This is a genomic window from Mesorhizobium sp. WSM4844, assembly GCF_055811775.1.
In genome coordinates this window covers 105491-119179 of record NZ_JBVVQB010000008.1, presented here as the reverse complement: position 1 = coordinate 119179, position 13689 = coordinate 105491, and the positions used below count along the sequence as shown (strand labels likewise).

At 62.5% G+C, this 13689-nt stretch carries 13 protein-coding genes; 5 read left to right on the top strand and 8 right to left on the bottom strand.

Annotation, left to right across the window (positions count from 1 at the left end; translation table 11 throughout):
• The first annotated feature begins 83 nt into the window (after positions 1-83).
• Together ald and AC0L2A_RS09795 are read left to right on the top strand one after the other, a co-directional pair.
• Positions 84-1199, top strand: a complete 1116-nt coding sequence (gene ald, locus AC0L2A_RS09800; RefSeq protein ID WP_473608530.1) for an alanine dehydrogenase — start codon at positions 84-86, stop codon at positions 1197-1199.
• Between the two features lie 200 nt (positions 1200-1399).
• The gene (locus AC0L2A_RS09795) at positions 1400-2701 is read left to right on the top strand and encodes an outer membrane protein (RefSeq protein WP_473507633.1); all 1302 of its coding nucleotides are present in this window, start codon (positions 1400-1402) and stop codon (positions 2699-2701) included.
• 221 nt (positions 2702-2922) lie between these two features.
• Here AC0L2A_RS09795 and AC0L2A_RS09790 read toward each other — a convergent pair whose 3' ends face one another.
• From AC0L2A_RS09790 to AC0L2A_RS09765, 6 genes are all read right to left on the bottom strand, one after another.
• Positions 2923-3390, bottom strand: coding sequence for a DUF1203 domain-containing protein (locus tag AC0L2A_RS09790; protein WP_473515228.1), 468 nt, complete (start codon positions 3388-3390; stop codon positions 2923-2925).
• Positions 3391-3467: 77 nt separating this feature from the next.
• A complete protein-coding gene (gene dapB / locus AC0L2A_RS09785; RefSeq protein ID WP_473608529.1) occupies positions 3468-4274 on the bottom strand; it encodes a 4-hydroxy-tetrahydrodipicolinate reductase in 807 nt (268 codons plus the stop codon).
• 112 nt (positions 4275-4386) lie between these two features.
• Entirely contained in the window at positions 4387-4950 is a 564-nt protein-coding gene (locus tag AC0L2A_RS09780; protein WP_027154015.1) for a GNAT family N-acetyltransferase, read from the bottom strand.
• A 5-nt stretch (positions 4951-4955) separates the two neighbouring features.
• On the bottom strand, positions 4956-5807 hold the full coding sequence (sseA, locus tag AC0L2A_RS09775; protein ID WP_473608528.1) for a 3-mercaptopyruvate sulfurtransferase: 852 nt from the start codon (positions 5805-5807) through the stop codon (positions 4956-4958).
• A gap of 67 nt (positions 5808-5874) precedes the next feature.
• Positions 5875-6618 carry an alanyl-tRNA editing protein gene (locus AC0L2A_RS09770; RefSeq protein ID WP_473608526.1) on the bottom strand — a complete coding sequence of 248 codons (744 nt, stop codon included), beginning with the start codon at positions 6616-6618 and terminating at the stop codon, positions 5875-5877.
• The gene (locus tag AC0L2A_RS09765) at positions 6618-7652 is read right to left on the bottom strand and encodes a cysteine synthase A (RefSeq protein WP_473608525.1); all 1035 of its coding nucleotides are present in this window, start codon (positions 7650-7652) and stop codon (positions 6618-6620) included. Before AC0L2A_RS09765 ends, AC0L2A_RS09770 begins: the two co-directional genes overlap by 1 nt.
• Before the next feature lie 214 nt (positions 7653-7866).
• On the opposite strand from AC0L2A_RS09765, the gene AC0L2A_RS09760 reads away from it, so the two are divergent.
• Together AC0L2A_RS09760 and AC0L2A_RS09755 are read left to right on the top strand one after the other, a co-directional pair.
• On the top strand, positions 7867-8688 hold the full coding sequence (locus tag AC0L2A_RS09760; RefSeq protein WP_473608523.1) for an SDR family oxidoreductase: 822 nt from the start codon (positions 7867-7869) through the stop codon (positions 8686-8688).
• Positions 8689-8784: 96 nt separating this feature from the next.
• Positions 8785-9759, top strand: a complete 975-nt coding sequence (locus AC0L2A_RS09755; protein ID WP_473494201.1) for an alpha/beta hydrolase — start codon at positions 8785-8787, stop codon at positions 9757-9759.
• A 95-nt stretch (positions 9760-9854) separates the two neighbouring features.
• Here AC0L2A_RS09755 and AC0L2A_RS09750 read toward each other — a convergent pair whose 3' ends face one another.
• Complete coding sequence (locus AC0L2A_RS09750) at positions 9855-11276, bottom strand: DEAD/DEAH box helicase (protein ID WP_091591164.1); 1422 nt, start codon at positions 11274-11276, stop codon at positions 9855-9857.
• A 445-nt stretch (positions 11277-11721) separates the two neighbouring features.
• Positions 11722-11958, bottom strand: a complete 237-nt coding sequence (locus AC0L2A_RS09745; RefSeq protein WP_473608521.1) for a transcriptional regulator — start codon at positions 11956-11958, stop codon at positions 11722-11724.
• Between the two features lie 178 nt (positions 11959-12136).
• Here AC0L2A_RS09745 and AC0L2A_RS09740 point away from each other — a divergent pair, with 178 nt between their 5' ends.
• Complete coding sequence (locus AC0L2A_RS09740; RefSeq protein WP_473608520.1) at positions 12137-13669, top strand: acyl-CoA carboxylase subunit beta; 1533 nt, start codon at positions 12137-12139, stop codon at positions 13667-13669.
• Positions 13670-13689: the final 20 nt, after the last annotated feature.

Genomic DNA, 13689 nt, shown 5'->3' with positions numbered 1-13689 from the left:
GCAAACACCTACGCGACGATTCGTGGTTCACTGTCTCTCAACAGCGAACATGCCCCAAAAGGCTGGATCAGGAGGAGAAGAAGATGCGCGTCGGCTGCCCCCGGGAAATCAAGAACCACGAATACCGCGTCGGCCTGACGCCGGGATCGGTCCGCGAATATGTCGCGCATGGCCACGAAGTGCTGGTCGAGACCGGCGCCGGCGCCGGCATCGGCGCCGACGACAACGCCTATCGCGCCGCCGGCGCCACCATCGCCAAAACGGCCGCCGACGTGTTTGCCAAGTCCGACATGATCGTCAAGGTCAAGGAGCCGCAGCCCAGCGAATGGGTCCAGCTCCGTGACGGCCAGATCCTCTACACCTATCTCCATCTCGCTCCGGATCCGGAGCAGACCAAGGGCCTGCTGGCCTCGGGCGTGACGGCCATCGCCTACGAGACGGTCACCGACGACCGCGGTGGCCTGCCGCTGCTGGCGCCGATGTCGGAAGTCGCGGGCCGCCTGTCGATCCAGGCGGGCGCCACCGCGCTGCAGAAGGCCAATGGCGGCCGCGGCGTTCTGCTCGGCGGCGTGCCCGGCGTGCTGCCTGGCAAGGTCACTGTGCTCGGCGGCGGCGTCGTCGGCCTGCATGCCGCACGGATGGCGGCCGGCCTTGGCGCCGACGTCACCATCATCGACCGCTCGATCCCGCGCCTGCGCCAGCTCGATGATATCTTCGGCGGCCGCGTCCACACCCGCTACTCGACGGTCGAGGCGCTGGAAGAGGAATGTTTTTCGGCCGACATCGTCGTCGGCGCCGTGCTGATCCCGGGTGCCGCCGCGCCAAAACTCGTTTCGCGCGAAATGCTGTCGGGAATGAAGAAGGGCTCGGTGCTGGTCGATGTTGCCATCGACCAGGGCGGCTGCTTCGACACCTCGCACGCCACAACTCATGCCGACCCGACCTATGAGGTCGACGGCGTCGTTCACTACTGCGTCGCCAACATGCCGGGCGCGGTGCCGGTCACCTCGGCCCAGGCGTTGAACAACGCGACGCTGCATTACGGCCTGCAGCTTGCCGACAAAGGCCTGAAGGCGCTGGTCGACGATCATCATTTGCGCAACGGCCTCAATGTCCACAAGGGCAAGATCACCAACCGCGCGGTGGCCGAATCACTCGGCTATGAGTTGGTCGAGCCGAAGGCCGTTCTCGCCGCCTGAACCCGCCGCTGATTCTCTCCCGAAAGAGCCGCCGACGCCCCCGGCGGCTCTTTTTTCCACAAGAAAATTTCACGGTTTGCGATCAACTGGCCGGCTTTACCCGTTTTGCTTGCAATGTGTTATTCCTGTGGCTTTTTTGTTACATCCGCCGGCGTGGGCAGGTGCTAGACGGCTGACGGGTTTTTCAAAAGGCAGGGGCAATGACCAGCAAACGATTCGCAAAATCTCTTCTTCTTGGCGCAGTTTCCGTTCTGGCGCTTGGATCGGCTTCTCATGCCGCCGACGCGCTTGTGCCGGTGGTCGAGACGTCGGCCTTCAACTGGAGTGGCATCTATGTCGGCTTTGGCGTTGGCGCCGGCGCCAATGTCCACGAGCTCAGCAGCGACTTCCTTCCCGGCTTCTCGTTGAACGGCATTGGTGGTGAAGGCGTATACGGTGAATTGACCGTTGGATACGACTATATGGTGTCGCCGCGCTTCCTGATCGGCGGACTCCTGGACGCCCATATCGGCAACATTGAAACCACGCTCGATGTAGCTGGACTAGAGGCTTCGGTCCAAGAGACCTACGGCTTCGACGCTGGTTTGCGAGCCGGTTACCTGTTCACGCCGAACACTTTGGGCTATGTGCTCGGCGGCTATTCCTGGCAGAAATACGAACTCGACACCAACGCTGGTTTTGACCTGGATTGGGACCAGAGCGGTTACTTCGTCGGAGCCGGCGTTGAAACGGCCATCAACAGCAACTGGACCATCAAGACAGAATATCGCTATACCCGCTTCGGTACCAATGATGATCTGCTTTCCGAGTTCGGTTTGCCGGATGGCGCCCTCAATATCGACACGTCGCGGCATACGTTCCAGGTCGGGGCCAACTATCGCTTTGGCGCCCAGAATGGCGGCGTCGCCTCTTTTGAAGCGCCTGCCTACAACTGGACCGGCTTCTACGTCGGCGGCGCCGCCGGCGCGGGTGCGTCGGTGCATCAGATCGAGGTTCCGCCACTTGGCGGGCTCGAGTTCAACGGGCTCGGCGGCGAAGGTGTGTTCGGCGAATTGAACGTCGGCTATGACCATGATTTCGGCAGCTGGGTCGCAGGTGTCATGGTGGATGCCCGCTACTCCGGCATGACTTCCGAGTTGGAAGTTCCAGGCGGATCGATCAATCTGGACACCGATTACGGCTTCGATGTGCTTGCCCGCGTCGGTATGAAAGTCAACGAATCGACACTTGCCTATGTGCTCGGCGGTTACAGCTGGCAGCATTTCGATCTGAATGCGTCCTCGCCCATCGGCGACATCCTCGACTGGGACTCCAGCGGCTTCTCGGTGGGTGGTGGTCTGGAAACGGCCATGTCCAGCAACGTGACCGTCGGTCTCGAATACCGCTACTCGCAGTTCTCCGAGGAGGATTTTTCCTCAGAACTTGGGCTGCCGGACGACACTCTCACCTCCACGCCTTCGTTCCATACCGTTCGCATCGGTGCGAAGTACAAGTTCAACTAATTTTCGAGCCGTCCAGACAACAGTCAAAGCCCGTCGGTCATTCCGGCGGGCTTTTTCTTTGGGTAAAGAAATATAATGCAGGCAGCAAAAAAGCGGAGCCAAAGCCCCGCTTCCTCTGATATCGAGATCTCCCGCCGGTTCATCCGCGGTCGGCAAATCGATCGACAATCATTCCATAACGCGACATTGCGACAGGCGCACGACAGCTGCGACCGATCCGGTCACGCGCGCTCGATCCGGCACTGGTAGCAATTGTTTCGTGCCGAGCGGACATGCACATAGGCGATGTCGTCGCGCTCGAACAAACTCTCGGCCCGCGCCGCGATAGCGCCCGTTGGGATGACGCCGCCGCTGCCGTAGACGATGCGGTCGTCGCTGCCGTAGCCGCGCACGATGTAGTCGCTGCTTTCGAGAATTTCGGGAAGCGCCTCGGCCTCGGCAGCGCGCTCGCAAGGCTCGGCATGCAGGAAGATCGGACCGGTCTCGGCATAAGGCTGCAATTGCGGGAATGGCCGATAAGCCAGGACAAGGTAGGCTTCTCCAGCGGCGACGTTCTTCAGGCAGTGGCGGCAAGGCACGCCGTCACCGTCGGATATTTTCCGCTCTGGGATCAGGCCATAGGCGTCCGGCCCGCCGCGCTGCAAAGCTCTGACGCCTTCCGTGGGTAAGGCCTTGAACTGGATGGTCATGGTGAAATCTCCGATGTCGTCGACCGGAAATTACGTCGCTGCGCCAGCGCTTCCCACCCGATTCCTGCCAATCTGGATCAGTCCATCAGCGCGTCGAGACCGCGCACCAGCCCTGTGATCTCCTGTACCCGCCGGATGGCGAGCAGCGTCCCGGCCACATAAGGGGCAGCGGACGAGCCGGCGTCGTGGCGGATGGTCAGCCGCTCGTCGGGCAGGCCGAACAGCGCTTCGCAGGACAGGATGTAGGAAGGCAGGCGAAGCGCATGCACCTGCACCCCCTCACCCGTGCCAACCGCCGCACCGCGCGTTCCCGGCACACCGGAGACCTCCGAGACCGGTCGCGCGGTCGAAGCCTTGCGGACATCGGCCAGCGCTTCGGCAAGTTCGCGCGCCGTGCCGGACGGCGCGTCGGGTTTCCTGGCGCTGGCATAGTCGATGACCTCGACATCCGGCACGTATTTCGCCGCCATCAGGGCAAACCGCTTCATCAGCGTGGCGGTGATCGAAAAATTGCCGGCGGCAATGACGCCGACACGATTGGCGCGGGCTGCAGCATCGATCTCGCCGAAATCGGTCGCACCCAGCCCCGAGGTGCCGATCACCACGTGCCGTCCGTTTTCGATGGCCAGCAGCGCGTGGTCCTTCACGACATGCGGCTTGGTGTAGTCGACCAGCACGTCCGACGGCACCTCCATTGCCTCGGCCAACGAGGCGGCAACGATGATGCCGTTTGCCGGCAGGCCGACCAGCAGGCCGGAATCCTGCCCAGCGCCGCTGCGTGACACGGCCGCGGCCAGCGCCATGTCGCCTTGCGCCCCGATCGCCGGAACCAGTGCCTTGCCGACCCAGCCGGTCGCACCGGCCATCACCACCCGAATCATCATTGATCCTCCCATCGCCATTTCGAGCGCCACGCGTTCCCTTGGATGCGTGGCGAACGCTCCAACAGTTTGCCTCCGAGCTGAAGCATCGATGAAATTCAGTCTGCGGAGAAAATCATGGCCGCATGACGCTGGCCGCACGTTCGGCGAAGGTCATTGGATGCACCATCTCCTTCTTTTGCGCGACCGGTTCAAAGCCGAGCTTCTGATAGAGCGGCAATGCCGCTGGATGGTCGAGCGTGCAGGTCTGCACCGTCACCCGCCTTGGTCCGTGCGACCAGGCGGCGTCGATCGCCGCACCCAGGAACCAGCGGCCGATGCCTTGGCCGGTGGCGTGCTCCATCATGCCAAAATAGGCCAGTTCCACTTCTCCCGGCAGATGCGGCTTCAGGTCGAAAAAGCCGGCCGGCGAGCCGTCGAGATACAGCACCCTGATGTCCCGGTCCTCGCGGTGGATCCCGGCAGAAAGCTCCTCGTCGCTCAGCCTCAGCACGTTGACCCAGTGCCATTTGCGGCCCACCCGATCCATCAAATAGCGGTAGAAATGCAGCGGAATGTCCTTGGTTTTCAGCAATGCGATCTGGCGGTTGTACGGCAGCGGCGGCGAATAGGCCGGCGGCGCATGCATTTCGAGAAACGTCACCGTGACCTCGATGTCTTCAAGCGCGCCGTTTTCCATCGCAGTCAGTCCTTGCCCGTCACGACGGGCGTATCGCCAAGCCCACCCCATTCGGTCCATGAACCGTCGTAGAGCCTGTTGTCGGTGTGGCCTAGCGTCTCGAGCGCCAGCGTGATCGCCGCCGCCGTAACGCCTGAGCCGCAAGAGGTGACGACCGGCTTTGACAGGTCGATGCCGGCGTCCTCGATCACCTTGCGCAACCGGTCTTTCGACAGCAACTCGCCATCCTCGGCAAGCGCCGAAAACGGTGCATTGCGCGCGCCGGGCATATGGCCCGAGCGGACGCCGGCGCGAGGCTCCGGCTCGGTACCGGCAAACCGGCCAGGCGAACGCGCGTCGGCGATCTGGCTTTCTCCGGTCTCGACGATCCGGCGCATGTCGGCCAGGCCGGCGACGCGAGCGGCATCGAAGTCGGCATGGAACACGCAAGGCGCGATCTTCGTCGGCTCCGCCGTCACCGGCCGTCCAGCCGCTTTCCAGCGATCGAAGCCGCCGTCCAATATGTAGACCTGGAACACCCCCATGACACGGAACATCCACCAGGCGCGCGGCGCCGAGAAGAAGCCCGGGCCGTCATAGACAACGATGGTGTCGTCGGCCGAAATGCCCATGGCGCCGACATATTGGGCGAAATGCTGCGGCGACGGCAGTGTGTGCGGCAGTGGGGAATCAGGATCCGAGATCGCATCGTGATCCAGGAAACGGGCGCCCGGAATGTGCGCTGCGTCATATTCGGCGCGCGCGTCGCGTTTCTGCGCCGGCAAATACCAGGACGCGTCGACGATGGTCAGGCCAGGCTCGCCGAGGCGCTTCTGCAACCAGTCCGCATCGACCGTGAAAGGGCTGTCTTCGGCCATTGTTCTTCTCCTGCCCGCCTTCGACAATCTGTTTATCAGGCCGGCTGTTTATCAGGCCGGCTGTTTATCAGGCCGGCGGCATTGGTCCAAAGCGTATTCGGAAGCGCCGGTTCTCGCGACCCTTCTTCTCGATCTTGCCGATATGGATCTCGCCGACTTCTCCAGTGCTCTTCACATGAGTGCCGCCGCAAGGCTGGCTGTCGATCGAGGCGTTCTCGCCAATGCAGACCAAGCGGATCTTGCCCGTGCCGACCGGCGGCCGAACATTCTTCGATTTCACCAGTCCCGGATTGGCCGCCAACTCCTCGTCGGTGATCAGCCTGACAAAGACCGGGTGGTCGGCCCGCACCAATTCCATCAGCCGGGCCGTCACGTCTTCCTTGGTGAAGCCGGCATCCGGAATATCGAAATCGATACGGCTGTCGTCCTCGGAAACCGAGGCACCGGTGATCGGGAACGGGCAGACGACGGTAAGCAAGTGGCAGGCTGTGTGCATACGCATCAGCAGATGCCGCCTCTCCCAATTGAGGGCAAGCTTTACCGGCTCGCCGACCTCAGGCACCGCCTGCTCAGGCGGCGGCACATGGATGATGTCATCCTTGGTCTCACCGGTGATGGTGGCGGCAACAGCGATCGGGCTGCCGTCGGCGCGTTCGAGGGTGCCCGTATCGCCAGGCTGCCCGCCCGACGTGGCATAGAAGATCGTCCGGTCCAGAATGATGCCGCCACGGTCGTTGACGGCGACAACCACGGCATCAGCCGTCCTGAGATAGGCGTCGTCGCGAAACAGGGCATCCGTCCTGTAAGCCATCACGCAACCTTTTCGAACGGCACCGAGATTGTGCTCCGCTGTTCCATCCAGCCCGGCACCGGCAGCTGCTTCTGACGCAGGAATTCCGGGTTGAACAATTTCGACTGATAGCGCGTGCCGTAGTCGCAAAGCACAGTCACGATGGTGTGGCCGGGACCCATCTCACGTGCCAGCCGGATCGCGCCGGCAATGTTGATGCCGGTCGAGCCGCCGACGCACAGGCCTTCCTCCTGGATCAGGTCGAAGACGATAGGCAGCGCGTCCTCATCCGGGATCTGGAAGGAGAAATCCGGCGTGAACCCTTCCAGATTGGCGGTGACCCGCCCCTGCCCGATGCCTTCGGTGATCGAACTGCCTTCGGATTTCAGCTCACCGCTGGTGTAGAAGCTATAGAGCGCCGCACCGAGCGGATCGGCGAGCGCGATTTTGACGTCCTTGCTCCTGGCCTTGAGCCCGAAGGCGACGCCGGCCAGTGTTCCGCCGGAGCCGACCGCCGAGACGAAACCGTCGACCTTGCCGCCGGTCTGGGCCCAGATTTCTTCCGCCGTGGTGCGGGTGTGGCCATCACGGTTGGCGACGTTGTCGAACTGATTGGCCCAGATCGCGCCGTTCGGCTCGGACCGGGCCAACTGCTCGGCCAGACGGCCCGACAGTTTCACATAATTGTTGGGGTTCTTGTAGGGAACGGCAGGCACCTCGATCAGCTCGGCGCCGAGCAATCTGATCGTGTCCTTCTTCTCCTGGCTTTGCGTCTCCGGGATGACGATTACAGTGCGGTAGCCAAGCGCCTTGGCGACCAGCGTCAATCCGATGCCGGTGTTGCCGGCCGTCCCCTCGACAATCACCCCGCCCGGCCTCAAAAGTCCGCGCTGCTCGGCGTCGCGGATGATGAACAGCGCGGCACGGTCCTTGACCGACTGGCCCGGATTCATGAATTCGGCCTTGCCCAGGATCTCGCAGCCGGTTTCTTCCGAGGCTTTGTTGAGGCGGATCAGAGGCGTATTGCCGATCGCTTCGATCACAGAACGGGGCATGGAGATTCCTTTATGCTTGCGGCCGAACCCTAGAAACCCGAAGCTTGGGTTTCAAGGCAAGAATTTGCCTGGTCCAGCGGCATTTCCGGGCTGCAATTTCCTAAAACAGATGTTGCGTTGCGCCAATCATTGAAGCTCACCATTGAAAAGCGCTCTTTTCATCCGATTTCTTCACCGCTAGAGCACAGGCTAAGAAAAAGTCGCAGGGCATAGCATGACACTCTATCGGGCCGACCCGAAGCACGGCGTCGCCTGGATTACCGGCGGCAGCAGCGGCATCGGCCGTTCACTGGCCAAGGACCTCGCGGCGCAGGGCTATGTCGTCGCGGTGACGGCGCTCGACGACGATCCGATCGACACGCTTGTTGTCGAGACGGCGCAGATGCCGGGCCACGTCACGGCCTATCCTTGCGACGTCACCGACGAGAACCGCATGGCAAGGACGGTCGCGGCGATCGAGAAGGATCTCGGCCCGATCGTCTTGGCCGTGTTCAATGCCGGGAGCTATATTGCGACCGCCGGCGAAGACCTCACCGTCCGTGGATTTCGCCAGTCCTTCGATGTCAATTATTTCGGCATCATCCACGGCCTGGTGCCGGTCATCGAGCGCATGCGCGTCCGCGCGCGCGGCCATATCGTCCTGGTCGGTTCGGTCACTGCCTATTTCGGCTGGCCGACCACGGCCGCCTATGGCGGCACCAAGGCGGCGATCAATATCCTCGCCGAATCGCTGAAGTACGATTTCGACAAGATGAACGTCCGCATCCAGGTGATAAACCCGGGCTTCGTCGACACCCCGCTGACCGAGAAGAATTTGCTGCCGATGCCCGGGCTGATGCCGGTCAATCGCGCCTCGCGCCGCATGGCGCGCGGCATCAAGTCCGGCGGCTTCGAAGTCACCTTCCCGTGGCGCTTGAGCTGGGGCCTGAAGCTGCTCAGAATCCTGCCGGGACCGTTCTGCCGATGGGTCATCAGCACCGCGACCCGCTGGACGGCGCGTCCGCTTAATTTCGACCGCAAGCCGCCGAGCGAATAGACCGGCCATCAAAGTTGGCGATCCCGCCGCCGGCGGGACGTCGTTGCCTGTTTGCCATCGTGGCCATAGGTTGAGATTTATTGCATGGAGTCTGCGATGGGGCGACGGATCGTGCTTGCGATATTGGCTCTCGCCGTCATTCTCGTCCTTGCCTACGTCTTTGGCCCGCGCGTCCCAGCCGACATCACGATCCGCTTCGATCCTTCCGTGATCGGCGATGACCCGCAAGCCTATCTGGCACGCAAAGAGGCGGCCGTACCTGATATCCACGACGGGCTGGAAAAGGAAATCATCTGGGCCAATCCGATGGTTCACGCCAGGACGCCGCTGTCGATCGTCTATATCCACGGCTTTTCGGCGTCGAAGGGCGAGGTTCGGCCGCTTCCCGACGAGGTGGCCGACCAGCTCGACGCCAATCTTTACTACACACGTCTCACCGGCCACGGACAGGGCGGCGCCGCAATGGCGGACGGCAGCGTCAACGCCTGGATCAACGACTATGAGGAAGCGCTCGCCATCGGCCGAGCGATCGGCGACAAGGTGATCGTCATCGCCACTTCGACCGGCGGCTCGCTGGCAGCCTGGGCCGCGACGCAGCCGGGCGCATCCGACGGGGTGGCGGCAATAGCGTTCATCTCGCCGAATTTCGGCGTCAAGGCTTCCGGCGCCGAACTTCTGACCATGCCGTGGGGCCGAGAGATCGCCGAGCTGGTTGCCGGCAAGGAGCGCAGCTTCGTGCCTCGCAATGCGCTGCACGAGAAATTCTGGACCTGGCGCTATCCGATCGCGGCGACGCTGCCGATGGTGGCGCTGACCGAGCTGGCCTATGGCGCGCCGGTGGAGAAGGCGACCATCCCTGCCCTCTTCATCCTTTCCGATTCGGACAGGATCGTGCGGCCGGACCGCACCCGTGACATCGCCGGGCGCTGGGGCGCGGCGCACGAACTGGTGCCGGTCGACGATACCGGCGATCGGGACAACCATGTCATTGCCGGAGACGCGCTGTCGCCAGCAACCACAGCTTTCCTCGCCCAGCGCATTGTCGTCTGGGTACAGGCGGTGGTGAAGTAGATTTCTGGCGAAAAAGGCGACCGAAGCATCGCTCCGATCGCCTTTTTCATTGTGAGCAGCCGACCCGACAGGCGCGGGCCGGATGCGCTATCTGATTACGCAGCCCGCGCTGCTGGCCGCTTGCCGCCGAAACGACGCTTGTTGTTGCCCTTGAACGCCTTGGCGCCCTCCGGCTTGCGTTCGCCGGCAAAGGCCGGCTTGTCGCCGAAGCGCTTGTTGCCGTTGTTGTGGCCGCCCGGCCGCCTGCCGTCGCGACGACCATTACGGTCGTTGGCCGGCTCGAAGCTGCGCTCGTTCTTTTCGGCAGGATTGCGCTGCGGGTCGGGACTGCCGAGATGGTCGGCAACGATTGGCAGCTTGGTGCGGATGATGCGCTCGACCTGACGCAGCTTGCTGTTCTCGGACGGGTCGCAAAGCGTGATGGCGATGCCGTCCATGCCGTTACGGCCGGTGCGGCCGATGCGGTGGACATAGCTCTCCGCCTCGTCCGGCAGGTCGAAATTCACCACATGGCTGATGCCGGGCACGTCGATGCCGCGCGCCGCGATATCGGTCGCCACAAGAATGCGCACCGAACCCTCGCGGAAATCGTTCAGCGCCTTCTGGCGGGCGTTCTGCGACTTGTTGCCGTGGATGACGGCGGCCTTGAAGCCATCGCGCTCGAGATCCTTGGTCACCCTGTCGGCGCCATGCTTGGTGCGCGAAAAGATGATGACGGACTTCATCGCCTCGTCGGCGAGCATCGTCGCCAGAACCTGGCGCTTCTGCTTGGTACGGGCAAAGACGACGCCCTGCACGATCTCGGCCGCCGCAGTGCTGTGCGGCGCCACTTCGACGCGGATCGGGTTCTTCAGCAGGCCTTTCGCCAGCTCGGCGATTTCGGCCGGCATGGTCGCCGAGAACAGCACCGTCTGACGGTCCGGCGCGGTCGCCCTGGCGATGCGCTTGACGTCGTTGATGAAGCCCATGTCGAGCATGCGGTCGCCTTCGTCGAGCACCAGCCATTTGGTGTCGGCAAGCACGAGGTCGCCCTCACGCACCAGATCGGTCAGCCTGCCGGGCGTGGCAATCAAAATGTCGACGCCGGGAGCGATCTTCTTCACCTGGCTGAAGCGCGAGACGCCGCCAAGCACGAGTGCTGTCGAGACATGCGCGCCCTTGGCGAGCAGCTTGATCATCTCTTCGATCTGCACGGCGAGTTCACGCGTCGGCGCCAGGATCAGCGCACGAGCGGTCTTCGGCCGGCGCTTGGTGCCGAGCGCGATGATCTTCGAAAGGATCGGCAGCGCGAACGCCGCGGTCTTGCCCGAACCAGTCTGGGCGATGCCGAAAATGTCACGGCCTTCCAGCTGCGGCGGGATCGCCTGGGCCTGGATCGGCTTCGGATCGGTGAAGCCTGCGCCATGGGTGGCCTTGAGCAGCGCGCCCGTAATTCCAAGTGCTGCGAATCCCGAAAGCTCGCCAGTGTTCTTACCGGTCAGATTGTCGTTACCGGTCAAAGTGTTTTCGTTGTTCAAAATATTCTTCTTTCACGCGGCTCCTGGCCGCAAACATCAATGGCGGCAGGGCGCAACCTGCCGTCGAAAAACTGTCATGAAACGACAAGGCGGGCGGACGTTATCGTCCGCACGGCTGCGCTGTCGTGCCCGCAGGCATCATGCCACGGGGCTTTTTCGCCGCCTTGCCGATGTGCCGGAAAGAGGGAAAACAGACGCAACCAGTCTCATTCGTCGAGAAGGCCGGATAGGTCCCGGCCCAAGCGCCTATGCCGCCGCATATGGCCCAGTTCGCCGCGAAATGCAAGGGCCGTCATGTTGCAGCGCAGCAAAAACAGCCACGACGAGCAGCCGTGAAGGTCTGCTCAAACTTCTCCCGGCCATTCCCTCGCCCCATGCTGGACGAACAGAACTTCTATTTGAGTGTCTTTTACCCGTGTCGGGTCCAGACAATTCGCACCGACCGCTATGCCTGACCATATTTGTTGAGAACCGCCGCGATCTCTTCTTCGTTTGCGAAGTCTCCGCGGTCGGCGGCCTCGATCCCCGCCTGAACACCGGCGATCCACTTTTCCTGCCACGCCAGAGAACGGCCATGGGACAGCGCGTCCTCAATGATCTGATCGCGAGTCAGGGTTGAGCGCGAGGCCAACATGTCGATCCGGCGGTTCAAATCCTCGGATATTTCTATGCGGTTCTTCATGAGTTTAGTTTGCCATATCCGGCGAATGCCTGCCAAGAAGTTTCGCTGTTGAAGGCTGTTTGTTCCCCGTTCGATCCGGGTGCCCGCCAGCCTATCGAGACCGACGCGAAAAGCGGCGCTTGCGCTCGCTTACCGCCACGATTACCACAAATCAGCTTTCCGTTTTGGGGACCGAGCGATGAAGGACGTGCTGAAGGAACTCGAGCGCCGCCGCGCCATGGCGCGCATGGGCGGCGGCAAGGCCCGTATCGACGCTCAGCACAAGAAGGGCAAACTCACCGCGCGCGAACGCATCGACGTCTTTCTCGACGAAGGCTCGTTCGAGGAGTTCGACATGTATGTCGAGCATCGCTCGACCGATTTCGGCATGGAGAAGACCAAGATCGCCGGCGACGGCGTCGTCACCGGTTGGGGCACCGTCAATGGCCGGCCGGTCTATGTCTTTGCCAAGGACTTTACCGTGTTCGGCGGCTCGCTGTCCGAGGCCCACGCCGAGAAGGTCGTCAAGGTGCAGGAGATGGCGCTGCGCAACCGCGCGCCGATCATCGGCCTCTACGACGCCGGCGGCGCCCGCATCCAGGAAGGCGTGGCAGCACTTGGCGGCTATGCCGAGATATTCCAGCGCAATGTGCTCGCCTCCGGCGTCATCCCGCAGATTTCAGTGATCATGGGCCCTTGCGCCGGCGGCGACGTCTATTCGCCGGCGATGACCGACTTCATCTTCATGGTGCGCGGCACCTCCTACATGTTCGTCACCGGCCCGGACGTGGTGAAGACCGTCACCAACGAGACGGTAACCGCCGAGAGCCTCGGCGGCGCCTTCGTCCACACGACGAAGTCGTCGATCGCCGATGGCGCTTACGACAATGACGTCGAGGCGCTGCTGCAGATGCGCCGGCTGGTCGATCTGCTGCCTGCCTCCAACACGGCTGAAATCCCCGAGATCGAATGTTATCAGTCGGTCAACGATCATGATCTGTCGCTCGACCGACTGATCCCCGATAACGCCAACAAACCTTACGACATCAAGGAGTTGATCCTTAAAGTTGCCGATGAGGGTGACTTCTTCGAGATCCAGCAGGATTTTGCAAAAAACATCGTAACCGGCTTCGGGCGCGTCGAAGGGCGCACGGTCGGCTTCGTCGCCAACCAGCCGATGGTGCTGGCCGGCGTGCTCGATTCGGACGCCAGCCGCAAGGCGGCGCGGTTCGTACGCTTCTGCGACTGTTTCTCGATTCCGATCGTCACCTTCGTCGATGTTCCAGGCTTTTTGCCCGGCACCGCGCAGGAATATGGCGGGCTGATCAAGCACGGCGCCAAGCTCTTGTTTGCCTATGCCGAAGCGACCGTCCCGAAGGTCACCGTGATCACCCGAAAAGCCTATGGCGGCGCTTATGACGTGATGGCGTCAAAGCATCTGCGCGGCGACATGAACTATGCCTGGCCGACGGCGCAGATCGCAGTGATGGGCGCCAGGGGCGCGGTCGAGATCATCTATCGCAAGGACATCGGCGATGCCGAGAAGATCGCAGCACATACAAAGGCTTACGAGGATCGCTTCCTGTCGCCCTTCGTCGCCGCCGAGCGCGGCTATGTCGACGAGGTGATCATGCCGCATTCGACCCGCCGCCGCATTGCGCGTGCGCTGCGCATGCTGCGCAACAAGGACATGCAAAACCCCTGGAAGAAGCACGACAACATTCCGTTGTGAGGCGCTGATGTCGCGAAAGC

What these genes read in the sequence shown, in the direction of transcription:
- ald (WP_473608530.1), top strand. Translation starts at nt 84, where the DNA reads ATGCGCGTCGGCTGCCCCCGGGAAATCAAGAACCACGAATACCGCGTC.
- AC0L2A_RS09795 (WP_473507633.1), top strand. Translation starts at nt 1,400, where the DNA reads ATGACCAGCAAACGATTCGCAAAATCTCTTCTTCTTGGCGCAGTTTCC.
- AC0L2A_RS09790 (WP_473515228.1), bottom strand. Translation starts at nt 3,390, where the DNA reads ATGACCATCCAGTTCAAGGCCTTACCCACGGAAGGCGTCAGAGCTTTG.
- dapB (WP_473608529.1), bottom strand. Translation starts at nt 4,274, where the DNA reads ATGATGATTCGGGTGGTGATGGCCGGTGCGACCGGCTGGGTCGGCAAG.
- AC0L2A_RS09780 (WP_027154015.1), bottom strand. Translation starts at nt 4,950, where the DNA reads ATGGAAAACGGCGCGCTTGAAGACATCGAGGTCACGGTGACGTTTCTC.
- sseA (WP_473608528.1), bottom strand. Translation starts at nt 5,807, where the DNA reads ATGGCCGAAGACAGCCCTTTCACGGTCGATGCGGACTGGTTGCAGAAG.
- AC0L2A_RS09770 (WP_473608526.1), bottom strand. Translation starts at nt 6,618, where the DNA reads ATGGCTTACAGGACGGATGCCCTGTTTCGCGACGACGCCTATCTCAGG.
- AC0L2A_RS09765 (WP_473608525.1), bottom strand. Translation starts at nt 7,652, where the DNA reads ATGCCCCGTTCTGTGATCGAAGCGATCGGCAATACGCCTCTGATCCGC.
- AC0L2A_RS09760 (WP_473608523.1), top strand. Translation starts at nt 7,867, where the DNA reads ATGACACTCTATCGGGCCGACCCGAAGCACGGCGTCGCCTGGATTACC.
- AC0L2A_RS09755 (WP_473494201.1), top strand. Translation starts at nt 8,785, where the DNA reads ATGGGGCGACGGATCGTGCTTGCGATATTGGCTCTCGCCGTCATTCTC.
- AC0L2A_RS09745 (WP_473608521.1), bottom strand. Translation starts at nt 11,958, where the DNA reads ATGAAGAACCGCATAGAAATATCCGAGGATTTGAACCGCCGGATCGAC.
- AC0L2A_RS09740 (WP_473608520.1), top strand. Translation starts at nt 12,137, where the DNA reads ATGAAGGACGTGCTGAAGGAACTCGAGCGCCGCCGCGCCATGGCGCGC.